At 69.1% G+C, this 26,078-nt stretch carries 21 protein-coding genes; 7 read left to right on the top strand and 14 right to left on the bottom strand.

Translation table 11 applies throughout. The annotated features are described in order from the left end of the window. Window positions 1-40: 40 nt before the first annotated feature. Window positions 41-709 (bottom strand): hypothetical protein, encoded by a 669-nt coding sequence (locus tag jaqu_RS04630; protein WP_141134351.1) that lies wholly within the window; start codon window positions 707-709, stop codon window positions 41-43. Window positions 710-1,117: 408 nt separating this feature from the next. Further along, complete coding sequence (locus jaqu_RS04625; protein WP_043917925.1) at window positions 1,118-2,038, bottom strand: glycine--tRNA ligase subunit alpha; 921 nt, start codon at window positions 2,036-2,038, stop codon at window positions 1,118-1,120. A 150-nt stretch (window positions 2,039-2,188) separates the two neighbouring features. On the opposite strand from jaqu_RS04625, the gene jaqu_RS04620 reads away from it, so the two are divergent. Beyond that, window positions 2,189-3,931, top strand: coding sequence for a serine protease (locus jaqu_RS04620; protein ID WP_043917774.1), 1,743 nt, complete (start codon window positions 2,189-2,191; stop codon window positions 3,929-3,931). A 153-nt stretch (window positions 3,932-4,084) separates the two neighbouring features. Here the strand turns inward: jaqu_RS04620 and lpdA are convergent, their stop codons facing one another. The 5 genes from lpdA to jaqu_RS04595 all read right to left on the bottom strand — a co-directional run bounded on the left by lpdA (window position 4,085) and on the right by jaqu_RS04595 (window position 8,307). Further along, window positions 4,085-5,479 carry a dihydrolipoyl dehydrogenase gene (gene lpdA, locus jaqu_RS04615; RefSeq protein WP_043917773.1) on the bottom strand — a complete coding sequence of 465 codons (1,395 nt, stop codon included), beginning with the start codon at window positions 5,477-5,479 and terminating at the stop codon, window positions 4,085-4,087. A 107-nt stretch (window positions 5,480-5,586) separates the two neighbouring features. Next, on the bottom strand, window positions 5,587-5,802 hold the full coding sequence (locus jaqu_RS04610) for a hypothetical protein (RefSeq protein ID WP_043917772.1): 216 nt from the start codon (window positions 5,800-5,802) through the stop codon (window positions 5,587-5,589). 84 nt (window positions 5,803-5,886) lie between these two features. Beyond that, window positions 5,887-6,354, bottom strand: coding sequence for a hypothetical protein (locus jaqu_RS04605; protein ID WP_141134350.1), 468 nt, complete (start codon window positions 6,352-6,354; stop codon window positions 5,887-5,889). Continuing rightward, window positions 6,351-7,403, bottom strand: coding sequence for a hypothetical protein (locus jaqu_RS04600; protein WP_052500775.1), 1,053 nt, complete (start codon window positions 7,401-7,403; stop codon window positions 6,351-6,353). The genes jaqu_RS04605 and jaqu_RS04600 overlap by 4 nt, the downstream gene beginning before the upstream one ends. Window positions 7,404-7,716: 313 nt before the next feature. Further along, window positions 7,717-8,307, bottom strand: a complete 591-nt coding sequence (locus tag jaqu_RS04595; RefSeq protein ID WP_043917771.1) for an NAD(P)H-dependent oxidoreductase — start codon at window positions 8,305-8,307, stop codon at window positions 7,717-7,719. A gap of 109 nt (window positions 8,308-8,416) precedes the next feature. On the opposite strand from jaqu_RS04595, the gene jaqu_RS04590 reads away from it, so the two are divergent. Next, entirely contained in the window at window positions 8,417-9,001 is a 585-nt protein-coding gene (locus jaqu_RS04590) for a TetR/AcrR family transcriptional regulator (RefSeq protein ID WP_043917770.1), read from the top strand. 49 nt (window positions 9,002-9,050) lie between these two features. On the opposite strand, the gene jaqu_RS04585 is transcribed toward jaqu_RS04590, so the two are convergent. The 5 genes from jaqu_RS04585 to jaqu_RS04565 form a co-directional block, all read right to left on the bottom strand. Further along, window positions 9,051-9,632, bottom strand: coding sequence for a DUF924 family protein (locus jaqu_RS04585; RefSeq protein WP_089268393.1), 582 nt, complete (start codon window positions 9,630-9,632; stop codon window positions 9,051-9,053). A gap of 49 nt (window positions 9,633-9,681) precedes the next feature. Beyond that, window positions 9,682-10,956: an MFS transporter gene (locus jaqu_RS04580; RefSeq protein ID WP_043917768.1), complete on the bottom strand. Its 1,275-nt coding sequence runs from the start codon at window positions 10,954-10,956 to the stop codon at window positions 9,682-9,684. A 110-nt stretch (window positions 10,957-11,066) separates the two neighbouring features. Continuing rightward, the gene (locus jaqu_RS04575; protein WP_043917767.1) at window positions 11,067-12,548 is read right to left on the bottom strand and encodes a DUF1963 domain-containing protein; all 1,482 of its coding nucleotides are present in this window, start codon (window positions 12,546-12,548) and stop codon (window positions 11,067-11,069) included. 209 nt (window positions 12,549-12,757) lie between these two features. After that, window positions 12,758-13,804 (bottom strand): tRNA preQ1(34) S-adenosylmethionine ribosyltransferase-isomerase QueA, encoded by a 1,047-nt coding sequence (queA, locus tag jaqu_RS04570; RefSeq protein WP_043917766.1) that lies wholly within the window; start codon window positions 13,802-13,804, stop codon window positions 12,758-12,760. A gap of 10 nt (window positions 13,805-13,814) precedes the next feature. Continuing rightward, the gene (locus jaqu_RS04565; RefSeq protein WP_043917765.1) at window positions 13,815-17,096 is read right to left on the bottom strand and encodes an AsmA-like C-terminal region-containing protein; all 3,282 of its coding nucleotides are present in this window, start codon (window positions 17,094-17,096) and stop codon (window positions 13,815-13,817) included. Window positions 17,097-17,165: 69 nt separating this feature from the next. Here jaqu_RS04565 and bcp point away from each other — a divergent pair, with 69 nt between their 5' ends. The 5 genes from bcp (at window position 17,166) to jaqu_RS20485 (ending at window position 21,902) form a co-directional block, all read left to right on the top strand. After that, window positions 17,166-17,627 carry a thioredoxin-dependent thiol peroxidase gene (gene bcp, locus jaqu_RS04560; protein ID WP_043917764.1) on the top strand — a complete coding sequence of 154 codons (462 nt, stop codon included), beginning with the start codon at window positions 17,166-17,168 and terminating at the stop codon, window positions 17,625-17,627. 34 nt (window positions 17,628-17,661) lie between these two features. Beyond that, window positions 17,662-18,468 carry a ferritin-like domain-containing protein gene (locus jaqu_RS04555; protein WP_043917763.1) on the top strand — a complete coding sequence of 269 codons (807 nt, stop codon included), beginning with the start codon at window positions 17,662-17,664 and terminating at the stop codon, window positions 18,466-18,468. A 199-nt stretch (window positions 18,469-18,667) separates the two neighbouring features. Continuing rightward, on the top strand, window positions 18,668-19,999 hold the full coding sequence (locus tag jaqu_RS04550; protein ID WP_052500774.1) for a M23 family metallopeptidase: 1,332 nt from the start codon (window positions 18,668-18,670) through the stop codon (window positions 19,997-19,999). Further along, the gene (locus jaqu_RS04545) at window positions 19,989-20,525 is read left to right on the top strand and encodes a bactofilin family protein (protein ID WP_043917761.1); all 537 of its coding nucleotides are present in this window, start codon (window positions 19,989-19,991) and stop codon (window positions 20,523-20,525) included. The genes jaqu_RS04550 and jaqu_RS04545 overlap by 11 nt, the downstream gene beginning before the upstream one ends. A gap of 21 nt (window positions 20,526-20,546) precedes the next feature. Next, complete coding sequence (locus jaqu_RS20485) at window positions 20,547-21,902, top strand: nucleotide disphospho-sugar-binding domain-containing protein (RefSeq protein ID WP_052500773.1); 1,356 nt, start codon at window positions 20,547-20,549, stop codon at window positions 21,900-21,902. 75 nt (window positions 21,903-21,977) lie between these two features. Here the strand turns inward: jaqu_RS20485 and prfB are convergent, their stop codons facing one another. Together prfB and alaS are read right to left on the bottom strand one after the other, a co-directional pair. Beyond that, on the bottom strand, window positions 21,978-23,105 hold the full coding sequence (gene prfB / locus jaqu_RS04535; protein ID WP_043917760.1) for a peptide chain release factor 2: 1,128 nt from the start codon (window positions 23,103-23,105) through the stop codon (window positions 21,978-21,980). Between the two features lie 201 nt (window positions 23,106-23,306). Then, the gene (alaS, locus tag jaqu_RS04530; protein WP_043917759.1) at window positions 23,307-25,955 is read right to left on the bottom strand and encodes an alanine--tRNA ligase; all 2,649 of its coding nucleotides are present in this window, start codon (window positions 25,953-25,955) and stop codon (window positions 23,307-23,309) included. Between the last annotated feature and the right edge of the window lie 123 nt (window positions 25,956-26,078).

Below are 26,078 nucleotides of genomic sequence, written 5' to 3'. Positions count from 1 at the left end.
AGCGCGCGCGGCGGTCGGGGGCAAGCGGGCCGCGGGCCGGTCAGACCCAGTCGAGACGCAAGCGGCGGCCCAGCCGGCCCGCCACCTCTGGCGCGAGGCGATCGCGGGCGGCCTGGGCCACGGGGCTGGTGGCCGGCGGCACTAGGATACAGCCCACATTGCCCAAAAGTCCCGCCTCTTGCAGGGCCGTCAGGCCCGTCCAGCTGCGCGCGCCGAGGTCGAGATGCAGCAGCGAGAGGCGGTCGGGCGCGCGATGCGCCCGAAGGTCGTCCCGCAGGACGGAGGGCGTCCGGCGGGCGTTCAGATCGGTCAGGACGGCGCGCAGGCAGATGTGACGCACGGCCGGCGCCTCCTCGACCCGGGGCTGGGTGCGGGCGACCCGCAGGCGGTTCTGCGCAGCGGAGAGTGTGGGGGCCTTCGGCGCGGGTGCGGGCGCGGCGACAGGCATCGCGGCGATGGGCACGGCGTTGGGGAACCGCGCGAGGTTCGCGGCCAGCGTGTCATGGGCGTCGGGATCGGAAGCGAAGGCCAGGATCGTGGCGCCGGTCTCGGCCAGTTCGCGGGCAAGCGGCGTGTCGTCGCAGGTAATCGCGACGTCGCCCGGTTTCAGGCCGCAGATCAGCCCGTCCAGAAGGCCGCGCGCCGCCGGGGAGAGCACCCGCTCGGAGGAGGAGGGAAGGAAGTCTGAATGGCGAAGGATGGCTGACATTGCGGCGGCCTCGACTGGAAATCGGAAACAGTATCCCGGCTCCCCGTGGCGGGATCGCGGCGGGATCTGGGGCATCGGTTGGTGATTCCGGGACGGAAAGCGGGAACAATCGTCGCCTTTACCGGCGATCGGATCGGAGACGGGTCCGATCGGCCGCCGAATGGCGAAATCGTCGGGATCGGGCCGTCGATCAAGACGGGATTGGGGCAGCAGGATCATGGCGTCGGTCCGTCACGGGCTGGGGCCGCGCGGGCCGCAACACCGCGAGCTGGTGGGGTCCCCTTTCGGGGATGCAGGCGCGGAGGCGGTTCGGCATCAGACCCACCGACTCGCCCGCCTGTCGGACGTTAGGGACCTGACCTTACGAAACCGTTTCGCGCTGGGGGGCCTGCGACGGCCGCGGGCCCCTCAGGCCGCCGCGCCACCCGCCTCCGTCAGCAGGAAGGCATCCGCACAGGCTTTCGCCAGCGTCCGGACACGGCCGATATAGGCCTGCCGTTCGGTCACGGAGATCACGCCCCGCGCATCCAGAAGGTTGAACAGATGCGACGCCTTGATCGCCTGGTCGTAGGCCGGCAGCGCCATCACGATGCGGCGCCCCGTGCGCGGATCGTCGGCGGGCGCGTCCAGGATCCGGCGGCACTCGGCCTCGGCGTCCTCGAAATGCTTCATCAGGGTCGCGGTGTCGGCCACGTCGAAGTTCCAGCGTGCGTACTGCGCCTCCGCCTCGCGGAACACGTCGCCATAGGTCAACGGAATGGGTGCGTCGGGCGCGTTGAACGGCATGTCCATCACGTGATCGGCGCCCAGCACGTACATCGCCAGCCGTTCCAGCCCGTAGGTCAACTCGCCCGAGACGGGGCGGCAATCGTGGCCGCCGACCTGCTGAAAATAGGTGAACTGGCTCACCTCCATGCCGTCGCACCAGACTTCCCAGCCCAGGCCCCAGGCGCCCAGAGTGGGCGATTCCCAGTCGTCCTCGACGAAGCGGATGTCGTGGAGCTCCATGTCGATCCCGATCGCCTCCAGAGAGCCGAGATAAAGCTCCTGCAGGTCGGGCGGCGACGGTTTGATGAGAACCTGATACTGATAGTAGTGCTGCAGCCGGTTCGGGCTGTCGCCATAGCGCCCGTCCGTTGGGCGCCGCGACGGCTGGACATAGGCCGCCGACCAGGGCGTCGGCCCAAGCGCCCGCAGGGTGGTGGCCGGGTGGAAGGTGCCCGCACCGACCTCCATGTCGTAGGGCTGAAGCGCGGCGCAGCCCTTCGCGGCCCAATAGGCCTGAAGCCGCAGGATGATCTCCTGGAACGATCTGGGAATGTCGGACATGGCGGCCTCCGAATGCGCGCCGCCGCGTCTATGCTGCAACAGATGGACGGTCAACGCGCCCCGGATGGGGGGCGGGACGCCTTGTCCTGTTTCCATTCCCGTGCCTTTGGCCGAAAACCTCCGCCAACAGGTTCGAGTGCGGAGGACGCGATGCGGGTCCTGACTTTCCTGGCGGCGGTGGCCGCCGCTCCGATGGCGCTTGCAGAGAACTACGTGCAGATCGAGGCACACCGGTCCCTGACCGAAGCGCAGGAGCGTGCGCAGGCCTATGAAGGGATCCTGCCCAACGTGAACGGGTTCGAGCTGTCGCGCCGCTGGTACGCGCTGGCCATCGGCCCCTACGCGACCGAGGCCGAGGCCGCCGCGGCACTTCGCCGCCTGCGCAGCGAAGGTCTGATTCCGCGCGACAGCTACACCGCGAAGGAGCAGGCCTATCGCGACCAGTTCTGGCCCACCGGCGCCCGCGCGGCCGCGCCTGCGATCCCGATCACGCCCGCCCTGCCCGAGGCCCAGTCCGGGAATGCCACCGGTCCCGCCTCCGACAACGGCGCCCTGATCCTGCTGTCGGAACCCGACGAGACCCCCCGCGAGGCGCGCCGTTCCGAACAACTCCTGACGCGGCTCGAACGAGAGGATCTTCAGCGCGCCCTGCAATGGTTCGGTTTCTACACCGCGCGGATCGACGGCGCCTTCGGGCGCGGCACCCGCCGGTCGATGGGCGAATGGCAGGACGCCAAGGGCTACGAGGTTACCGGCATCCTGACGACCCGGCAGCGGTCCGAACTCCTCGACGACCTGCGCACCTCCCAGGCCGCGCTGGGGTTGGAGCCCTTGCGGCTGGACCGCGCCGGCATCGCCCTGACGGCCCCGCTGGGTCTGGTCAGCTACGACCGGATCGAGGCGCCCTTCGTGCATTACCAACCGAAGGACGGCTCCGGCGTTCGCCTCTCGCTGATCTCGCAGCCCGGCGATGCGGGGCGGCTCGCCGGCCTTTACGAGATCCTCCAGACCCTCGACATCGTCCCGCCCGAAGGCGAGCGCGGCAAGTTGCGCGACAGCTTCCGCATCACCGGTCAGGAGGACGGCCGCACCACACAGGTCTTCGCAAGGCTCGAGGACGGGCACATCCTGGGCTACATCCTCTCGTGGCCGCCGGAACAGGCGGCGCTGGCCAGCCGCGCCCTACCCATCATGCAGGAAACGCTGGCTTCGGTCGGCCGCCCGCTCGATCCGGAGGCGGGCTTCGATCCGGCAGCACAAAGCTTCGACATGGTCTCCGGCCTGGAAGTGCGCAAACCGCTGCGCTCCGCCTCGGGCTTCTTCGTGAACCCGCAAGGCGCCGTCGTCACCGCGGCCAAGACGGTCGCTGGATGCGGGCGGATCACGCTCGACCGCCTGCATGAGGCACAGGTCGCCGTGGATCGCGACGGGGTTGCCGTGCTGACGCCCCTCGCCCGCATCGCGCCTGTCGAGGTCGCCACCCTCGCGCCGGGCGAAGGCCGCCTCCGCTCGGACGTCTCGGTGGGCGGCTATCCGTTCGGTGGCGTCCTCGGCGCCGCGACGCTCAGCTTCGGCACCCTCGAAGACGTGCGCGGCCTCGACGGCTCTCCCGACGTGTTGCGCCTGTCGCTCGAATCGAAGGACGGCGATGCGGGCGGCCCCGTCCTCGACGGCGCCGGACGGGTGACCGGAATGCTGCTGCCCGCCCCGGACGAAGGCGCGCGTGCCCTGCCGGGCGACGTCGCGTTCGCGGTCAAGGCGCGGTCCATCCTGACAGTGCTGGGCGAGGCGGGCATCCCAGCGACAGAGGCTCAGCCGACCCCGACCCTCGCCCCCGAAGACCTGTCCCGCCGCGCCGCCGGCCTGACCGTCCTCGTCAGCTGCTGGGAATAGGAACGGCCCGTCCGACCTCTCGCCGAAACAGGCGATCGCGCCTGCCCCGAACGAAAACCGCCCGGTCGGGCCGGGCGGTAACGTCGTCGGACCTGCGATCAGCGCCGGGCGATGCAGGTCGCCTGTCCGGCCCTGCACCGCCCGGCGCGCATCTCAGAAGTGGATCGCCCGCCCGTCCGCGTCAAGCACGCTCTCGTGCATCATCTCGCTCAGCGTGGGATGCGGGAAGACCGTATGCGCCAGATCCTCTTCGGTCGTCTCGAGCTGGCGCCCCACGACGTATCCCTGAATCAGTTCGGTCACTTCGGCGCCGATCATGTGGGCGCCCAGCAACTCGCCGGTCTTCTTGTCGAAGATCGTCTTCACCATGCCCTCTGGCTCCCCCAGGGCGATGGCCTTGCCGTTGCCGATGAACGGGAAGTGCCCGACCTTGATGTCGTGCCCGGCCTCCTTGGCCTTCGCCTCCGTCAGACCCACGCTGGCGACCTGTGGATGGCAATAGGTGCAGCCCGCGATGCTCTCGGGGCGGACGGGATGCACGTCGTTCCTGCCCGCGATCAGCTCGGCCACCATGACGCCTTCGTGGCTCGCCTTGTGCGCCAGCCAAGGCGCGCCCGCGATGTCGCCGATGGCGTAGAGCCCTTCGACCCCCGTCCGGCAATACTCATCCGTGACGACGTGGGACTTCTCGACCTTCACACCAGCCTCTTCGAGACCCAGCCCCTCGACATTGCCGACGATGCCCACGGCCGAGATCACGGTGTCGAACTCGTGCTTCTCGGCCTTGCCGTTCGACTCGATAGTCGCAACCACCTTATCCTTGCCGCGGTCCAGCTCCTTGACGATGGCCTTCTGCAGGATCTTCATCCCCTGCTTCTCGAATTGCTTCTTGGCGAAGGCGCTGATCTCCTCGTCCTCGACGGGCAGGATCCGGTCCATCACCTCGACCACCGTCGTCTCGGCGCCCAGCGTGTTGTAGAAGCTGGCGAACTCGATCCCGATGGCGCCCGAGCCGATCACCAGCAGTTTTTCCGGCATGTGCGGCGGTTGCAGGGCGTGCTTGTAGTTCCAGACCCGCTCCCCGTCGGCCTCGAGCCCGGGCAGGTTCCGCGCGCGCGCGCCGGTCGCGACGACGATGGCGGGCGCCTGCAATTCTTCGGTGCCCTTTTCGGTCTTGACCGAGACCTTGCCCTTCCCGGCCAGCTTGGCCTCGCCCATGATCGAGGTGACCTTGTTCTTCTTGAACAGATGGCCGATCCCGCCGGACAATTGCTTGGCCACGCCGCGTGAGCGCTTGACCACCGCGTCCAGATCGTAGTCGATCCCGTCCGCCTTCAGCCCGAACTCCTTGGCGCGGTGCATCAGGTGGAACACCTCCGAGCTTCGCAGCATCGCCTTCGTGGGGATGCAGCCCCAGTTGAGGCAGATGCCGCCCAGATGCTCCCGCTCTATGCAGGCGACCTTCAGGCCCAATTGCGCCCCCCGGATCGCGGCGACGTATCCGCCCGGTCCCGCGCCGATGACGATCATGTCGTATTTCGTGGCCATGGCGGCTTCCTCCCGTAATCGTTCAAGGGTGGACTAACGCGAAACGGGGCACCGCCGCCAGCGGTTCCCCGTCAAACCCGCCTCGTGCGGGACGCATGGCCGCAGGCTCAGCTGCGCGGCACTTCGGGATGCGCGACCTTCCAGCGGACCCAGCCGACGAAGAGCAGGGCCGACCCGGCCAAGGCCAGGAAATAGCCCACCGGCACCAGCCAGACCGGCAAGGCGACGACGAGTTGCGCGAAGAACGGAATCAGCAGGCCCACGGCGATCAGCGCCATCGAGATCCAGGCGAGCATCGAATGGGTCAGATAAGTGCGGGTCATGTGCGGTTCTCCTGGTGCGGGTCTTCCGGGCTCAAAACGATCGGCCCTCCCGCAAGGTTCCCTCACGCGGCGGGCGGCGGGGGGTCAGACCCCGCCCGCCCGCTCCGGCACCTCGATCACGACTGCGCCCTTGATCAGGCCGCCGCGCCCCAGGATCGCCCGGTGATCCTGCGCGCGCAGTACCGCCTCGATGCGGTGGCGTCCCGGCGGCAGGGGGCCGATATCGACGATCGGCGCGTAAGCCGCCGCCAGCTTCACGCCGTCATGGACGATATGCGCATGGCCCAGCGGAACCGCCTCGGCTTCCAGCACGCAGATGTCGGTAAAACGGAAATGCCTGGCTGCCAGTGTCAGGCGCCACCGCCCCGAGGGCAGCGGGTCGGCGCGCAGCGCGACCTCCGGCTCGGGCAGACGGGCGGGCAATTCCAGAAACACCGCCCGGGGCGCGCCCCCTCCCGCGTTGTAGATCGGCGCGGCGACGGCGAGGCTCGTCAGCAGACCGGCCAGTGCCAGAACCGGAGCGAAGGGGCGCGACAGGATACGGCGCATCATGCCATCCTCCAGGCGGCGCGCGAGGGGCGCGGCCCGGGCGCCCGCGCCCCCGCCAGCGCAAAGACGAAGAGTGCGCCGTAGAGGTTCGCGTGAAACAGCGGCGTCTCGCCCAGAACCACGGCCAGAAAGCTGATCGCTCCCAGGATGACCAAGGCCACCGGCCGCACCAGACGGCCCATCACCAACAGCGCGCCGCAGACGATCTCCACCCCGGTCATGATCAGTGCGATCACGTCGTAGGTCATTCCGAAGCGCGGAAAGTCCCCGTGATCCAGGATCGCGATCAGAAGCGTCGGCTGCGTCAGCTTGTAGGCCACCGCCAGGTAGACGAAGCCCGCACCCACCAGGATCCGCGCCCCGCGCCACAGCGCCTCGGCAGCCGGGCCGGTCAGCGGATCCGGCGCGTCGTGCCGCATCAATGCGTCGGCCGACCACGCCCCGCCGCCGATCACCATCAGCATCAGGCCGGGCGCGGCGAAATGCGGCGCGTAGGACAGGAATTCGGCGCCGAAGACCCACAGACCCAGCCCCGACAGCAAGACCAGCACACCGCCCGCCAGCCGCGTGCCGATCCCCAGCAGCAGGATCAGGGCCAGCGCGACCTGCACCACGATCAGGATGTCCCAGCCCGGCGCCAGCGAAAGCTGCATGTCCGGCACCAGCAAGGTCGATTGCGTCCAGGGCGCCGTGCCGTGGCGCGGCAGCCCGCCGGTCGCGGCCAGCAGCAACATCGCCGCCAGCCCCACGCGCAGGACAGCCGCGCCCAAGCTGGGCACGAGGCCTCGCAGCCAGGGCGACGCGCGCTCTTCGATGGTCGCCCACCGCCCCTCCAGCGCCAGAGCCACAGCAGCGGCCAGCAGGGCCAGACCGGCCGCCGGGCCGAGGACGGCGACCGAGGCGAAGACGAAGGGAACGGGCGTCAGGGCCAGCGCCTCGATCTCCGACGGGGTCAGCAGCCACGCCTCATGGCCCGAGGCCGGCGGGGCGGTGGCGAAGATGATCAGCGCGGCGGCGCCGGATTTCAGGGAAGAACTGGTTACGCGCAACATGACGGACGCTCCGAAAGCTGTAATACGTTCAAATTCACTGGGACCGGTCCGGCACGCGATGCGGCACGGCCCGGCAGGCAAAGCGGTCCCGCCCCCACCCCGACAGACGGAGAGGATCGCCGGTCCGGCCCGAGAGGCCGCCAGGATCTGGGAGACGTCGCCGAACTCACGTCGGCTTTGATGAAAAAGGGATACGCTGCGCCGCGGCGCGGCTCTAGTCAGGACATCCTTACCCCACGGTAAGGTGATCCGGACCCGTGCTTCGACCCGGCGGCGCCCTGCGCGCCGGGTCCGTGCGGGCCGATCTTCGGGCTCAGGCCCCGGCCGCGCCCAGCCGCGCGACCCGCTCGACCCAGCCCGCGACGCGGCCCGGCGCGGCGTCGGTCGCCCCCGCGAAATAGGTGAACCGGGTCGGCCGGATGCCGACGAAGCCCAGCACGTGCCCGCCGATCTGCCGCAGCATCGCGTTGCGATGCACAAGGCGCAGATACCAGCCCGGCGTGTCCGAGGTCACGATCACCCGCGCCGTGCGCCCGCCCAGCATCGGCGTCGGCATCCCCATCTTCGTCACCCGCGTGTCGAACCCGCGTCCCGGCAACAGAATGCGATCGAACAGGCCCTTCAGCTTCGCGGGCATCCCGCCCCACCACATCGGCGTGGCGATCACGATGTGCTCGGCCCATTCGATATTCCGCATCACGCCTTCCAGAGCGGGCTCGAGCGGCTTCCAATCCGAATAGCCGCCGCCGCCGAAATCCATGTCGAAGGCCAGATCCTCCAGATGCGCGACGCGCACGTCGTGGCCCGCCGCCGCCGCCCGGTCGGCATAGGCGTCCGCAAAGGCTCGCGACAGGGACCGGCCACCCGGATGGCCGTTCAGGATAAAGATGCGCTTGCCGGTCATGGGGGCCTCCGATGCGATGAAACTGACCACGGTCACATTCGTGGACCCAAAAGATGACCGCGGTCAATATGAAATTTGACCGCGGTCAGGAAGTGTGAGACCAACCCTCATGCCCGCCCCCGTCCAGAAGCGCAGCCAGCGCACCCGCGCCCGCCTCCTCGCCGCCGCCGAGGCGCTGGTGGAGCGGTCCGGCTTCGACGCCCTCCGCGTCGAGGAGATCGTGCTCTCCGCCGGTGTGGCCAAGGGCACGTTCTTCGCCCATTTCGCCGACAAGGATGCCTTGATGGACGAGTTGATCGGCGCGCGGCTTGATGCGCATATCGACGCGCTCCAGGATCTGCCGCCGCCCGGCGACGTCGGCGACCTTGTGGATCGCCTGATGCCGATGCTCACCTTCATGTCCTGCGAGCGCTACGTCTTCGATGTGATCCTGCGCCGCTCCGGCGCCGCCGCCATCGAAGAGATCGGGCCCATCGCCCGGACCTTCTACCGGCAGGGAGAGATCGTGATCCCGTGGATCGCGTCCGGCCCGTTCCGCAAGGACGTGCCGCCGGATGTGCTGGCCGAGGGCATCCAGGCCTTCGCGATGCAGGTCATCGCGCTGCGATTCTGCGCGCTCCACGCCGCACAGGGCATCGCCGAGCCGCTCAAGAGGTATCTTTCCGCGTGGCTCCTGGCGCCCCAGGCCCGGTGAGGTCCGACCCGGTGGCGGCGGGCCGCCCGGCCCGCCCTGGAAACCGGCCCTAGGCCGCCGCCTTCACCTCTTCCAGAACGGTCTTGTATCCGCCTGCCTCGACCATCTCCGCCTCGGCCGGGCTGCTCGTGCGGCCCAGCGCCTCGTTCCGATAGGGGAAGCGCCCGAACCGCCGGATCACCTCCCGATGGGCGCGCGCATGCAGCAGCGTCTCCGGCGCGTCCATCCGCTCCAGGATCAGCGCGACGGCCCGATGCTGGTCCGGCGTCGTCTCGGAATGCTCAAGCGGCAGGTAGAAGAATTGCCGCGCCGGCCCCTCGATCTGAAGGTCCAGACCCTGGACGATGGCCCGCTTCGCCACCCGCAACGCGATGGCGTCGGTGGCGAAGGCGCGCGCCGTCCCGCGGAACATGTTGCGCGGGAACTGGTCCGTCAGGATCAGGAAGGCCAGCGTCCCCCGCGCGTTGCCGCACCAGCGGTCGCATCCCTTGCGTCCGGCCAGTTCCCAGGTCTCTCCAAAGCGGTCGCGGATCGTCTGATCCAGCTCCTCGCCCCCCGCATACCAGTCCTTGGGCTCGCATTCCTCCAGCCAGAAGCGCAGGACCTCTCGGGCGTCGTCATGTTCGGGCATCGGCATTCCTCCTCGTGACCAACTCCGCCAAAGCCGAACCGTTCACCGGTCAGGCCGCGCGGTCGTCCGGCTCTGCGTCTTCGCCGTGGATCTGGTCCTCCCATTCCTCGACGACGGTCTCCATCGTGACCGGAGTCGTCACCGTTGGCGAGACCGCGACGTAGGGCGCCGCCTCCTCACCCGAATAGGCCGGGCGCTGCGTCATCCGGTAGAGCGCGTAGCAGGACATCAGGACCATCAATCCGCCCACGAAGAAGAAGAAGCCAGCCGGCCCGACCAGCCCCATCAGCCAGCCCGTCAGCAGCGGCCCACCGACCGCGCCCAGCCCGTTCACGAACAGGAGCTGCGCCGAGGCCGAGGCCATATCCTCGTAATCGAGATAGTCGTTCGTATAGGCTAGGAGCAGCGCATAGAGCGGGTTCGCCATCCCCCCCATCACGAAGGCCGAGACCAGCAGCCCCGGGAAACCGCCCAGCCCCAGCGCGCCGATCCCGCAGGCCAGCGCCGCCACCGCGGAACTCGAGACGATCAGGCGGCGGCGGTCGGTCCGGTCCGACAGCCACCCGATCGGATATTGCAACAGCATCCCGCCGACATAGATCGCCGCCGCGAAGGTCGCGATCTGACCGCCCGTCAGCCCCGCCTGTGCGCCGTAGACGCCGACCATCCCGAAGGCTGCTGAAAAGAAGCCGCCCATCAGGAAGACCCCCACGACACCCAGAGGCGAGACGCGATAGACCTCAAGGAAACTCATGGGCTTGGTGCGCTCGAAGGGCGGCACGGGCGTCGCCGCCAGCAGGATCGGCGCGAAGGCGAGGCTGACCAGAACCGAGACGATGACGAACAGCTCGAACCCCGACGGGTCGCCGAAGGCGAAGATCGCCTGCGCCGCCACGATCCCAACCATCTGCGCGATGATATAGAGCGACAGCGCTCGCCCCCGCGTCTCGGTGGTGGTCGAGTTGTTCAGCCAGCTTTCCGCGACGATGTAGATCCCGCAGAAGCAGAACCCGATCAGCAGCCGCAGCGCGATCCAGGCCCAGGCCTCCGTCAGCAGCGGGAAAAGGATGAGCCCCGCGCTCGCCAGACTGCCCAGGGCGGCGAAGACGCGCACATGGCCCACCTTGCGGATCAGGCCGGGAACGAAGCGGCTGCCCAAAAGGAAGCCCGCGAAATAGGAGGACATGACGATGGACATCGCCCCCGTCGAGAAGCCTTCCAGATCGCCCCGGACGCCCAGCAGGGTCCCCTGCACGCCATTGCCGATCATCAGCAGCGTGATGCCGATGAACAGGGGCCAGGATTGGCGGATGACGGTCAGCATGAAGCACCTCGCGGATTCGCCCCGCCCCTACGCGCCCTGCCATGCCCGGACCACGCCGAAAGCGACACCGGCACGGTGTCGTTTGTCGCAAATGGGCGTCCGCCCCCAAGTCAGTTCAGAACGTCGCCCCAGGCCCGGTCGAACCGCCCCGCCGCCAGATCGGGGGCCTTGATGAAGATGCCCAGCTTCGCGCAGTCGCCCCACATCCAGCCGATCAGATCGCTCGACGGCACTTCCAGCAGCAAGGCGGGGGTCCCCACGGCGGAATACGGGTATCCTTCGGGCACCGGCCCTCCCATATAGGCCCGCTCCGCCTCCGCGTCAGCGCCCCAGATCCGGACCAGTGAGGCATGTTGCGCATCCGGCAACGCGTTCGGGTCGCGCCGGTAGAGGTCGCGCGCCAGATACTCGAAAGCCGTCGCGTAGCTCGTTCGGGCGGGATTCTCGGACATGACCGGGATCGGGTCGGATGCCACGGCCCGCTTTTCCCCCGGATCCCATCGGCCCGTCATCACCCGGATAGCATCCAGCCGCTCCAGCAACGCGGTACGCTGCTCCTCGCCCAGAGGCTCGGAAGGCTCCGGCAGGTCGCGCGCCAGATCGTCCAGTGCCGTGATCGCCGCTTCGCGAGATGCGCGGCTCGCCGCGATCAGATCGGGGTCCTCGCCGGTCCTGTAGCCGCCCCGGAGGCCGATCATGTCGTCCTGCGTCCGCCGTGCCGCGCCGACCAGCACCCGCGCCGTCGCCCCGTCGAACGGATGCCAGGCAGGATCGTCCAGCGAGACTTGCGATGACATCTCGGCCCGCAGCATGCTCCTTCTTGGCAAGCGATCCTGCGGCACCTCCCCGATGCGCTCGACCCGCAAGGGCCATCGCATGGGAATATGACTCGTCGGAACCCCGACTTCGCGCATCAGGTCGAACGCTTTGCCCATCCCATAGCCGCTATAGGGCTTCTCCGCCGGCTCCTGCGGATAGGGGCGTGGCGTGACGGGCCGACAGATATGGAAGACCTCCAGATCCCGGTCCAACCGCCCGACGAGCGGCGCGAAGACGACCAGCCATCCGGCCCGGGGACCAAGCCCACCCCAGGTCTCCTCCGGCAGATCCTCCAGCGCGATCTGGGCGATGAACTGCATGGGAACGCCGCCGCAGACCGGCCAGTCCATGTTGGCCGGCAGCGCCGGCTCGCCGCCGATCCAGCTCTCACCATCGGATCCCGGCTCGCCCGGAAGCGCGATTTCGAGGGCCACCGGCCCCGCATGATGGGGCAGATCGCCCTGCTCGTGCGCAAGGACGGCAGAGTTCTGTTCGACGACGTCTCTCAGGACGTCCTTTGCCTGCGCCCCGGTCGGTTCGTCCGGCAGCCCGTCGCCCCATCTCCCGCGCGCGTTCCGTTCGGTCGCCGCAGGCATCGGCCTGCCAAGCGCTCGCGCCAGCAGGGCTGTCGCACCCGCGGCCAGAACCAGCAGGATCCCCATGATCCCCTGACCGGCATTCCCGGTAAACTGAAGCCCCACGATCCCGATCCCGACCCCCAGAAGGAACAGGATGGCGGCAACCGCCTTCAGGAAACTTGCGACGATGCTCATGCCGGCCTCCGATACGCGGTCGCGATCCTGACCCAAGCGATGTGGCCATGGTCCGGCGAAGATCCGGCCTCTCCCGGGCTGGCGCGGGCAGATGCGGGGCGGCGTCGCTGCTTATCGCGCCGAACAGTTAACGCGCCGTGTGCAGACGAGTGTCTGCACAGGGGGTGCACGGGGGGTGCACGCGATCTGTGGCGCTCAGGGCACAGAGGTTAACGGCGCGGCAGCAGCAGCGAGGCATCCCCGTAGCTGAAGAACCGATACCGGTTCTCGACCGCGTGGGCATAGGCTCGCAGCATCCGCTCCCGTCCCATCAGTGCGCTCACGAGCATCAGCAAGGTACTCTGCGGCAAGTGAAAGTTGGTCATCAGGCCATCTGCCACGCGGAACTCGAACCCGGGATAGATGAAGATATCGGTCTCGCCCCGAAAGGGCGCGATCCCGCCACCCCGCGCGGCACTTTCGATCAGGCGCAGAGCGGTGGTCCCCACGGGGATCACCCGACCGCCATCGTCCCTGGTTTTTGCAATGTCTTCCGCGGCTTGCGGCGTGACCTCGCCCCATTCGGCATGCATGCGATGGGTCGTCACATCCTCCACCTTCACCGGGAGAAACGTGCCCGCACCCACATGCAACGTGACTTCGGTGAATGACACGCCCCGCGCCCGCAACGCCTCCAGCAACGGAGCGTCGAAATGGAGGCTCGCCGTAGGTGCCGCGACCGCCCCGGCATGGCGGGCCCAGATAGTCTGATAGTCGTCCCGGTCCTGCCGATCCGGTTGCCGTTTCGAGGCGATGTAGGGTGGAAGCGGCATGTCGCCCGCCCGCTCCAGCGCGGCGTCCAGCGCGTCACCCTCGGCGTCGAAGCGGACCACGATACGCTCACCCAGGCTCTGAACCTCGGCCGACAACCCGTTGAATTGCAACAGGTCGCCTACACGCATCTTGCGCATGGGCTTGCCCAGCGCCTCCCACGATCCATCGGCGCGCGCCTCGACCAGCGTCAACTCGACCCGCGCCCGGCCCGACCCGTCGCGCGTCTCGCGCACCCGCTCTCCGGTCAGGCGCGCCGGGATCACCTTGGTGTCGTTCAGCACCAGCCGATCGCCGGGCCGCAACCAGTCCACGAGGTCGGTCACGACGGCATCCGTCGTCCGGTCCGGCTCCACTACCATCAGCCGCGCCGACGACCGGGGCCGCGCGGGCCGCGTCGCGATCAGATCCTCGGGGAGGTTGAAATCGAAGTCGCTCAGCTTCATGGTCGGCCCCTTACTGCGAAGGCGGGGCCTGGCGAAAGATGTCGCGGAACCGTCCCGGCGTGAGAATCGAGAGAGGATTGACGCTTACCTGCGGATCGACGACCGACCCGGTCATCCGGTAGGTGAAGCCGAACAACCCCTCGTCGCGGCGCGAGAACAGCGCGCCGAACAGGCCGTTGACAAAATATATCGGTGAAACAACGCCTTGCATGTCCATCACGCGGCGGTTCAGGTCGTAGGCCCCGTCCGCCGTGATCGACATCGACGGACCCACCGCGCTGGCCCGACGGACGATCACGGCATTGGGCCGCAGGGTGAAATCGGCCTCGACCGTCTCGAAGGGCAGGCCCTGTCCGGCCAATTGCTCCACCAGTCCCACGACCGAGAGCGTCTGCAGAAGCGACGCCATCGCCGGCGCGTCCCGCACGGTGATCCCCTGCCCCCGCACCGCGCCCGCCAGCACGCCCTCCTGCGCCGTGGTCTCCAGCGTCAGCGTCATCGAGCCGCCCCGCGCGTCGCTGAACATCTCGGCCGCGCGCAAGACCCGTCCAGCATCGGCGGTGCGCACCTGAACGACAGTCTCGCCACCCCGCGGCGCGAGTACCCCCTCGACCGGGGCAGCCCCGTTGACCGAGCCTGAGAACTCTCCGGCCCCGTTCCTGATCCGGGCTCGAAGGCCGGTCAGCGCGATCTGCTCGGTCACCTGAAGCCGGTCTAGGGCGATTACCACCGGCGCGCCATCGCCCCCGTCGCCGCCGCCTCCGATCGCCGACAGGGCGCCATCCAGATCGGCCGTCCCGCCGGTCACGCGGATCGCAGGCGCGGCCCCGGCGCCCCGGCCGTCGAACGTCACCGCCCCCCGGAACCAGGGCGTACGGACCGATCCGAAGACCGCCTCCTCCAGCGCGCCGCCCGGCGCCAGTGTCACCCGCCCGCTTCCCGACAGGCCGGGCGCCTCGAAGCTGAGCGCGGTCACTTCGGGCACGTCGCCCAGGACCGCCTCCACCTCCAGCGTGGCCGACCTGCCTTGCGGTTTCGACCAGGATATCGCGGGCACCCGCGCCGCCATCCCCACCGTGTCCGACGTAGCGCGCAGGCGCGGCGGCTCCCCCGCCTGCAAGGTGATGTCGAGCGCCACCTGCGCGCGTCCCGAAAGCTCTACCGCATCCACCGCGATGCCCAGGCGGGCAAGGTCGGCGGGCGTCGCCGTCGCCGTGCCGCGCACCCGTCCGGGCTCCGGCAGGGCCTGCGGGGGCGCAGGCGGCGCCTCCGGGTCGATCGGCTCGGTCGAAGGCGGCGGCAGCGCCTGGCGCCAGCGCCCGTCGAACGGGATGCCGTCGAAGCGCGTCGACCCGCCGATCTCGACGCCCGTGGAATCAGCTCGCAGCGCCAACCGCGCCGCCTCGACGGGGCGCCCGGGCACCAGCCGGTCGCTGGTCACGTCGAAGAGTTCCGCATCGACCGACCAGTCGATATCGGCGGGCGCGTTTCCATCGCGCAGAGGCAAGCCGACGGTGACCCGCGCCTCGGTCCGCCCACGCGCCAGTTCGCGGGTCCGGTCGATCCGCTCCAGCAGGCGGACGGGCCGGTTGTCCAGCAGGGCCAGCACGTCGCCGATCCCGCCCCGTGCCTTCAACTCCAGTTCCGCCGGCGGGTCACGCTGCAAGGCGTCGGGGATCACCAGCCGGGTGCCCGCGATGTCGATCCGCCCCACGCCGGGGCCCGGTGCATCGCCCGGCCCCAGGCCCGGCACGGTGCCGCGATCCACCCGGATCGCCACCCGTCCGTCGGTGAACTGGATCGCGCCATAGGCGTCCTCGGCCGGTGGCATGTAGCGCATGTATCGGAAGCGTGCCCCCTCGTAGCTCAGCGTCGCGCCGACGACCGGCGCCTTGCCCGGCGTAATCGTGACCGAGGCGCGGACGTCCCGCGCCCGCGCGTCCAGCATGTTGCGGAAGAACCAGCGCCGGCTGCCCGGCGTCAGATCCGGTGGCCAGAGCGGCCGCAGATCCGCCACGCGGATGCTTGGCACGGCGGCCTCGATGCGCCCCTCGATCCCGCCGTCCGCGAAGGCCAGCGACGCCGAGGCGCGGACCGTCCCGGACGGCCCCGACAGCACCGCCTGCCCGACCGTCAGGGCCAGCGGAGACTGAGTCAGCCGTGTCTCGACCGTGCCGTCCTCGAAGACGAGGCCTCCGCCCTCGGCGATCTCCTCGGGGCGCAGGATCACTTCGGTCGGCCGCAGCTGCAACTGCACCGGACCGGTCAGCCCGTCCTCGAAGATCACCTGCCCGGACGCGGCCCAGACGGCTTCGGGCGCCGACAGCACGACCTCTTCCAGCGCGATGCGGTCCTGGCCGGGCACCCAGGCGAAGCCGAGCGCAATCCGGTCGGCCACCAGCCGGGGGCGATCGGTCAGGCGCGCGTCGCGCAACTCGACGCTTCCGGTCAGGGGCCCGGGCGCCCCGTCGGGGCCAAGCCCGAACGCGGCCCGCGCCTGCATGCCGCCCTGACCCAGCGTCAGCGCAGGCACCTGCGGCAGCGCCTCCGCCAGGGCGCCGATCGTCAGACCGTCGATCGCGATCTCGGCCCGCAGACCGTCCTCGTCGCGAGCGGCCGTCGCGCGGATGGCAACGGCGCTGCCCGGCAGCGGTGCCGTAGCGCTGAGCTCCGCCGTGATGCCGCCACCGCCGCGCGTCAGAAGCGCGGCCCCCGTCACGACTTGTGCCAACCCGGTCTCCGCATCGCTCAGCCGGACACTCACCTCAGACAGGGCCACGTCGCGCAATGCCGTCACCGGTGCGGCGTCGAGAACGGCGTCCAACAGCGCCAGCACTTCGGCTCCGCTCCGCGGCAGCGTGCCGCCCCCGCCGCCCAGCGCCAGCGACCAGCGGCCCTCGGCGTCGCGCGCCACGTCCAGATCCAGCCCCGCGAGTGTCACTTCCTCGGGCCGGATCCGGCGGCCCAGCAGCGCCGGTCCGTCCAGCTTCACCCGTGCCTCAGGCAGACGCAGGACCTCCGCACCCCGGACCGACAAGGCCGCTCCGGTCACCGCGAGGCGGAGCGCATGCGCGTCCAGGTCGTAGACCAGCGCGATGCCCCCGAGCCGCGCCTCGGCCTCGCCCAGGTCCCGGTTCAGCCGCTGCTCCACCCGGTCTACCAGCCAACCCGGCAGGGCGACGGGCGCCTGCGACAGGCGCCACGCGCTGCCCGCCATGAAGGCCAGCAGAAGCACCAGCAGGAGGCCGGCATAGCGCAGGGTCCGGCGGGGGGGGCGGGCGGTCTGGTTCACGTCCCGACCTTGACGCCCCGGGGCCCGGGTTCCAAGTCCATCCGCGACGCAACCTTCAGGAGAGCCGCCATGTCAGTCGAACCCGGCCAGCCCGCCCCGGACTTCACCCTGCCCCGCGATGGCGGTGGCGAGATCACCCTGTCGGACCTGAAGGGCAAGCAGGTGGTCCTGTACTTCTACCCGAAGGACGACACGTCGGGTTGCACCAAGGAGGCCATCGCCTTCACAGAGCATCTGGACGCCTTCGAGGCCGCGAACGCCACCGTGATCGGGCTCAGCAAGGACACCGTCGCAAAGCACGACAAGTTCCGCGACAAGCACGGATTGAAGGTCGCGCTGGTCTCGGACGAGGACGGCGCCGTCTGCGAGGCCTACGGGACCTGGGTCGAGAAGAGCATGTACGGCAAGAAATACATGGGCATCGAGCGGGCGACCTTCCTCATCGGCGAGGACGGGACTGTGAAACAGGTGTGGCGCAAGGTGAAGGTGCCTGGCCATGCGGAAGCCGTGCTCGATGCGGTGAAGGCGTGAGGCAGGGGACGACCCTTCCGGGCAGGCGCGGCGCGTGACCCCCCTCGCCCGGGCGGCCGTCGAGGTGCTGAGCACCGCCGATGGCCGCGCCAAGGCCGCTTTGTCCCGCCGCCACGCGGCCGCTTGGCGCACGGCACGCGAGGCGGGGACCCATCTGGTTGGCACGGCGTCGCCCCCCGACCGCCCCGCCCGGCCGGACGCGCCCGAACTGCTCGACCCGCGCGACGTGCCGCGCCGCCGCCCCGGCTCGCCCGAGGGGCGTACGGCGCTGCTGCACGCCGTCGCGCATATCGAACTCAACGCCGTCGACCTGCATTGGGACGTGATCGCCCGCTTCGCCCACGTGCCCCTGCCGATGGGGTTCTTCGACGACTGGGTTCAGGCCGCCGACGACGAGGCCAAGCATTTCGGCCTGATGTGCGACTGCCTGGAGGCGCGCGACAGCCATTACGGCGCGCTGCCCGCCCATGCCGGCATGTGGCGCGCGGCCGAGGACACGAAGGACGACCTGATGGGTAGGCTCGCCGTCGTGCCCATGGTGCTGGAGGCGCGCGGCCTCGACGTGACCCCCGGCATGATCGAGGTCTTCCGCAAGCACGGCGAGGATCAGGCCGTCGCCGCGCTGGAGGTCATCTCGGCCGAAGAAGTGGCCCATGTGGCCTACGGCTCGAAATGGTTCCACTTCCTGTGTGGCCGCGATGATCTCGACCCCAAGCCCACCTTCCACGCTCTCGTGCGACGGTACTTCCACGGCCCGCTCAAGCCCCCCTTCGACGAGGCGCGCCGCGCCGATGCCGGTCTGCCGCCGGATTTCTACTGGCCCCTGGCCGAGGACGCGTGATCGAAACACATCGATTCCGGCGGGAATCTGCCCACGACCAGCAGGGCGGCGCCCTCCCCCGGCGGCATGCTTGCCGCAGACGCCCGCTCCGCTTAAAAGCCGCCCTCAACGGCCTCGTGGGGAACAACGAAAAAGGGGCCGGGGAACGGAACCGACGCATGCAGCTGCCACATGCGCGTAAGGATGGGAGGGACGGAGCGTGAGGCAACGCCTGTCCGACAGGATATCTGCGCGTCTGGAAGGGATGCTTCCCGAGCAGCGACTCTACCTCAAATCTGACGAAGGCACCCGGTTCGTCCGGCTGAGACCGGGCACCCAGGCCGGGCTGCTCGTCGGTGGCGCGGTGCTCGTCGGCTGGTCGGTGGTCGTGACGGCCTTCTTCATCATCGACGGCATCGCCGCAGGGTCTGGCCGGGATCAGGCCGCCCGTGCCCAGATCGCCTACGAACACCGCCTCGAAGCCCTCTCGGGAGAACGCGACGCCCGCGCCACCGAAGCGGAGCAGGCGCTCTCCCGGTTCTACACCGCTCTCGACGAAGTCTCCGAGATGCAGGAGGCGCTTCTGGCCTCAGAGCAGCGTGTGCGAGAGCTCGAGACCGGCATCGAAGTCATTCAGCGCACGCTGCGCCGCACCGTCGGCGAACGCGATGCGGCCCGCGAAGAGACGCGCGTCGCCCTCGCCCGGCTCGAGGACGCGCCAGAGGCCGCCGCCAACGCGCAGGCCCGCCGCGAAGATGCCGAAGAGACCCTTAACGCGATCATCACCGCGCTCGAATCCACCGCGCAAGAACGCGACAAGGCTCTCGTCTTCGCCGAGGCCGCCGATGCAGAAATCGAGCGCATGGAAGTCGCCGCCGCCCTGATGGCGGAGCGCAACGACCGGATCTTCTCGCGGCTCGAGCAGGCGATGGAGACGTCGCTGACGCCGCTGCGACGTGTCTTCGAGCGGGCGGGCGTGTCCACGGACTCGATTATCGACCAGGTGCGCCAGGGCTATGCCGGGACCGGCGGTCCGATCGAGCCGCTGGTCGTCTCGACCCGGGGTGACGCCTCGGCCCGGATCGACCGGGACACGGCTCGCGCCAACAGCCTTCTCGACCAGATGGAAGAGATCGACCTCCACCGCATCGTCGCCGAGAGCCTGCCCCTCGATCACCCGGTGCGCGGCTCCTACAAGCGGACGTCCGGCTTCGGGCCGCGCTGGGGCCGGATGCATTCGGGCGTCGATTTCGCCGCCGCGCGGGGCACGCCGATCCACGCGACAGCAGCCGGCACTGTCACCCATGCGGGCTGGCAATCGGGCTATGGCAAGCTCATCAAGATCCGCCATCCCTTCGGGTTCGAAACCCGTTACGCCCACTTGAACCGCATCCGCGTGGCCGAAGGCCAACGGGTCTCGCGCGGGGAACGCATCGGTGATATGGGCACCACAGGACGGTCGACCGGCGTTCATCTCCACTATGAGATCCGGCGCGGCGGAACGGCCCTCGACCCAGCAACCTTCATCAGCGCAGGTAGAGATGTTTTCTAAGAACAAGCAGCAAGGCGACGCGCCCAAACCCGCAACCGACGCCCCCACCAAGCCGGCCATGCCGGCCGGTCAGGGCGCGACCACGCCGCCGACCAAGCCCAGCGGTCTGGACCTCGGCGCAGGTGCCGGTGCGGCCAAGCCCAAGGCGACGCCGTCGGCCCTGTCCTCCGATCTCATGATCAAGGGCGACATCAAGACGACCGGCGACATCCAGGTCGAGGGTGAAGTCGAGGGCAATATCCAGGCCCACCTCCTGACCGTCGGCGAAAGCGCCGTGGTCCGTGGCGAGGTGATCGCCGACGACATCGTCGTGAATGGCCGCGTCGTCGGCCGCGTCCGTGGCCTGAAGGTGCGCCTGACATCGACCGCACGCGTCGAGGGTGACATCATCCACAAGACAATCGCCATCGAGTCGGGTGCCCATTTCGAAGGTGCCGTCCAGCGTCAGGACGACCCGCTCGGCTCAGCCGGCAAGAGCAGCAGCGCGCCTGCCGCCTCTTCCGCTCCGGCCGCCAACAAGGGCTGAGACCCCGCCGCCGGTTCCGACGTGAACGATCCAGGCCGGACCCCGCTCCTGCAATGGAGCGGGGTCCGTCGTCTTCCGGGCCTCGAAGGCCGCATTCCCGGATCCGGCCGGTGCGCCATCGTCCTGTCCACGGTAGGCTCTCTGGGCGATCTCTATCCCGTCCTCTCCATCGCCCGCGCGATCGAGATGACCGGTATCGAGGTCCGCCTCGCCCTCTCACCAGATGATTGCGAAGCCGCTCGCTCCTGGGGTCTGCTGGCCCACCCCATCGGCCCGACCCGCGCCGAGGTCTGCAGCCGCCTGGACGTGAGCGAAGATCAGATCGCCGCCGCGGTGCTGCGCGATCCGGGGCCCATGGTGCGCGACGTGCTGATCCCGATGCTGCCTGCCCTGGTCGCACAGATCCGCCCGCTGATGGACGGTGCCAGCACCGTCGCCGCCACGACCTTCGCGCTGCATGCCCCCCTCGCCGCCGAGCAGGCAAGCCTCCCCTTCGTTCCGCTGATTCTGCAACCGATGATGCTGTTCTCTGCGCAGGATCCACCCCGCGCGGGCGCCTTCCGCCTCGCGCGGCAAGACCCTGGCCGGATCGGCGCGCTCTGGAACCGGGGGCTGATGGCCATGGCCCGGGCCGAGCTGCGTCGGCGCCATTCCGAGGATCTGTCCGCGACCCGAGCGCGGCTGGGGCTCGGGTCCCAGCCCGGAACGCCGCTGCTCGATCACGGCGCGCACGTGCCGCTGCGCCTCGGCCTCTGGGACGAAGAGTTCGCGCCTCGCCCGGCCGACGTACCCAAGGACCTGAAGGTGGTCGGCTTCCCGCCGTCCCCCCTTGGCGATCTGCCCCATGACGTCGTCCGTTGGATCGAGGCGGGTCCACGGCCCCTTGTCGTGACACTCGGCTCGATCGCGCAAGGCCTCGGCGGGTCCGGCTTCTGGTCGGATGCGGCGGCGCTGGCGCGGCGGATGGGCCTCCGCGCGGTTCTGCTGCATGGCAAGGCCGAAGCGCCTGAGGGGCTGGACCTGCTGCGCCTGCGCTACGCCGCCCACGGAGACCTGTTCCCGCGCGCAGCCGCCATAATCCACCATGGCGGCATCGGCACCTCGGCCGAGGCGCTACGGTCCGGTCGGCCGCAACTCGTCGTGCCCGTGGGCGGAGACCAGCCCGACAACGCCGCACGCCTTGTCCGGATGGGCGTCGCGGCCACGATGCCTGTGCGCCAGTTCACGCCGGAACGTGCCCACGCCGCCCTGAACGGACTGCTCGACCGGTTCGACTACCGCGCCGCGCAGGATCTCGGCGACCGCATCGCTGCCCGCAATGGCGCGGGCCAAGCCGCTCTCCATCTCGCGCGCGTCGCGCTGACGACGACGCGCTGAGGCCTCTTCGACCGCATCGCGAAAAACGTGCCCCGGACCGATCCGACCCGCGCGGAGCCTGGACGCTACCGCGCCCTACCCGCCCGCTTCGGCCTCTGCCCGGCTCTTGCCGGCGACGTCATGGGCGAGCACGCTTGCCATCACGCCGTCCAGCGATCCGTCCAGCACACCTTGCGTGTCCGACGTCTCGAATCCGGTCCGCAGATCCTTCACCATCTGGTAGGGCTGCAGGACGTAGCTGCGGATCTGGTTGCCCCAGCCCGCTTCGCCCTTGGCCTCGTGGGCGGCGTTGATCTCCGCGTTCCGGCGGTCCAGCTCCATCTGGTAGAGCCGCGACTTCAGCGCCTTCATCGCGATGTCCCGGTTCTGGTGTTGCGACTTCTCGGACGACGTCACCACGATTCCCGTCGGAATATGCGTGATCCGCACCGCCGAGTCGGTCGTGTTGACGTGCTGCCCCCCCGCGCCCGACGACCGATAGGTGTCGATGCGGATCTCGTTGGGCTGCACCTCGATCTCGATATTGTCGTCCACCACCGGATAGACCCAGACCGAGCAGAACGAAGTGTGCCGCCGGGCGCTGCTGTCATAGGGGCTGATCCGCACCAGGCGATGCACGCCGCTCTCGGATTTCAGCCAGCCATAGGCGTTCTTGCCGCTGATCTTGTAGGCGGCCGACTTGATGCCGGCCTCCTCGCCGTAGCTGACCGATTGCAGCTCGACATCGTAGCCGCGCTTTTCGGCCCAGCGGGTGTACATCCGCGCCAGCATCGCCGCCCAGTCGCAGCTCTCGGTGCCGCCCGCGCCCGAATTGATCTCGAGGAAGGTGTCGTTGCCGTCCGCCTCGCCGTCGAGCAGCGCTTCGAGCTCCTTCTCGGCGGCGACGTCGACCAGCCGCGCGATGGCGGCCTCCGCCTCGGCGACGATCTCGGCATCGTCCTCCATCTCGCCCATCTCGATCAGCTCGGCGTTCTCCGAGGCTTCGCGCTCCAGCGTCTCGATCCCCTCGATCGCGTCGACGAGTTGCTGACGCTCGCGCATCAGCTTCTGTGCCCGCGCCGGATCGTCCCACAGCGTCGGGTCCTCGATCATCGCGTTCGCCTCCTCGAGGCGATGGGGCGCGGTTTCCCAGTCGAGCCGTCGCTTCAGCAGGCCGACCGACTTAGCGATCTTCTCGACGTTGGATTGGATTTCCGCGCGCATGATCTTACCTCCGGTCCCGCTGACCTATCCCCCGCCTGCGGGGCGGACAAGGTGCCGAACGCCGTCCGGGGTCCGCGCGAGGGCGGGCCCCCTTCGCCTGACGCTCTCCGCGCAAGCCGCGAGCGGCATGCCTGTCTTCCAAACGTGCAGACGGGGGGTGCACAGAGGGTGCACGGGGAGTGCACACCGATTTCGGGGCCGTCAGACCGCCGAGATCACCCCGCGCACGGCCTCGAGCGCCGCATCGGCCCGACCGATATCCGCACCCCCACCCTGAGCCATCTCGGGCCGTCCGCCGCCACCACGGCCGCCCAGGGCCTCGACCGCCGCCTTGACCAGGTCGACCGCCGACAGCTTGTCCGTCAGGTCCTTGGTGACCCCTGCCGCGACGGCGGGCTTGGCCCCCGTGTCGGCGATCAGGACCACCACGCCGGAGCCCAGCTTGCCCTTCACTCCGTCGATCATGGCGCCGAGATCCTTGCCGGACACGCCCTCGACCACCTGAAGGACGGACTTCATCCCATTGATATCCTGAGGCTCGGCCCCGGCACCCATCGCCTTTTCGCGACGAAGCTCCGCCACTTCGGATTGCAGCGCCTTGCGCTCGTCCATCAGCGACTTGACCCGGTCGCCCACCTCGTCCGGGCTCACCTTGAAGAGGTTCGCCAGCTCCGAGACGCGCCGATCCTGGGCCCGCAGATGATCCAGCGCCGCCTGTCCCGTCAGCGCCTCGACCCGGCGCACGCCCGCGCTGATCGCGCTGTCGCCGAGGGCAACGAAGGCGCCGATCTCGCCCAGCCGGCCGACATGCGTGCCCCCGCACAACTCGATGGAATAGGTCCGCCCATCGGTCCCCTTCCCTGATGCGTCGCTGACCCCCATGCTCACGACCCGGACCTCGTCCCCGTACTTCTCTCCGAAGAGCGCCTGCGCCCCCAGGTCGCGCGCGTCGTCAGGCGACATGATCCGGGTCGAAACCTCGCCGTTCTGGCGGATCATGGCGTTCACCTCCGCCTCGATCGCGGCAATCTGTTCGGCCGACAGCGCCTCGCCGTGCGAGAAGTCGAAGCGCAACCGGTCCGGCGCGTTCAGCGAGCCGCGCTGCGAGACATGTTCGCCCAAAGCCTCGCGTAGGGCCTCGTTCAGCAGGTGCGTGGCCGAGTGGTTGGCACGGATCGCCGTGCGCCGGTCGTGGTCCACCACGAGCTCCGCCGCCTGTCCCGGTTCGATCCGGCCCTCTTCGACAGTTCCGATATGGATGAAGACGTTCGCGGATTTGCGCGTGTCGGTCACCCGGACGCGACCCGTCTCGGTTCGGATCGTGCCGGTATCTCCCACCTGGCCCCCGGCCTCGGCGTAGAACGGCGTCTGGTTGAGAACGACGTTCACCGTCTCGCCGGCCTCGGCGCCTTCGATCGCAGCACCGTCCCGGACCAGGGCGGCGATCTGACCTTCTGCCGTCTCGGTGTCGTAGCCGAGGAAGTCGGTTCCGCCATGCTCCTCGGCCAGGTCGAACCAGATCGCGGCATCCGCCGTCTCGCCCGAACCGGCCCAAGCGGCGCGCGCGAGCGCCTTCTGTTCGGCCATGGCGGCGTTGAACCCTTCGATATCAACGCCGCGCCCCTGCTCGCGCAGAGCATCCTGCGTCAGATCCAACGGAAACCCGTGCGTATCGTATAGCTTGAACGCCGCCTCGCCGGGCAGGTCCGTACCGTCGGGCAGCTTGCCCAATTCGTCGTCCAGCAGACGCAACCCCCGCTTCAACGTCGAGCGGAACCGCTCTTCCTCGCCACGCAGGGTTTCGGTCACCAGCGCCTCGGCCCGGACCAGTTCGGGGTACGCCTGTCCCATCTGGCGCACCAGCGCGGGGACGAGCCGCGGCATCAGCGCATCCTCCGCGCCCGCCTGATGCGCATGACGGACGGCGCGACGAATGATCCGGCGCAACACATATCCCCGCCCCTCGTTCGACGGCATGACGCCGTCGGCGATCAGGAACGAGGTGGAGCGCAGGTGGTCCGCGATCACCCTGTGATGGATGCGCGCGTCGCCATCCGGGTCAGTCGAGGTCGCATCCGCGCTCGCCTCGATCAAGGTGCGCATCAGATCGGTGTCGTAATTGTCGTGCTTGCCCTGCAGCAGCGCTCCGATCCGCTCCAACCCCATGCCGGTGTCGATCGACTGCATGTCGAGCGGCTTCATCGACCCGTCGGCGAACTGCTCGTTCTGCATGAAGACGAGGTTCCAGATCTCGATGAACCGGTCCCCGTCTTCGTCGGGGCTACCGGGCGGGCCACCGGGGATTTGATCGCCATGGTCGAAGAAGATCTCCGTACATGGACCGCACGGCCCGGTCGGGCCCATCCGCCAGAAGTTGTCGTCCGTCGCGATGCGGATGATGCGCTCGTCCGGCAGTCCGGCCGTCTTCTTCCAGATGGCCGCCGCCTCGTCGTCGTCGTGGTAAATGGTGACCAGCATTCGGTCCGCCGGGATCCCGAACTCCTTGGTCAGAAGCTCCCATGCGAATGGGATCGCCTCGGACTTGAAGTAGTCTCCGAAGCTGAAGTTTCCGAGCATCTCGAAGAAGGTGTGGTGGCGTGCCGTGTATCCCACATTGTCCAGATCGTTGTGCTTGCCGCCCGCACGCACGCATTTCTGGCTCGTGGTGGCGCGCCTGTAGTCGCGGTGTTCGACGCCCGTGAAGACATTCTTGAACTGCACCATCCCGCTATTGGTGAACATCAGCGTGGGATCGTTTCGCGGGACCAGGGGCGAGCTGTCGACCACGGCATGCCCGTTCCGCGCGAAGTAGTCGAGGAAGGTGGAACGGATGTCGTTCAGGCTGGCCATGTCGGTCTCCGATGCGGGGTCGGGCGTTGTCCTAGCCCCGCCTCCGGGGGCTGTCCACAGCGCGTCGAACGAGAAGAGGCGGCCCAAACGGACCGCCCCTTCCCGAGTATTCTCTCCGGGGGG

This window comes from Jannaschia aquimarina, assembly GCF_000877395.1.
In the GTDB taxonomy this organism is placed as follows: Bacteria; Pseudomonadota; Alphaproteobacteria; order Rhodobacterales; family Rhodobacteraceae; genus Jannaschia; species Jannaschia aquimarina.
This window is presented reverse-complemented; position numbering and strand designations above follow the sequence as displayed.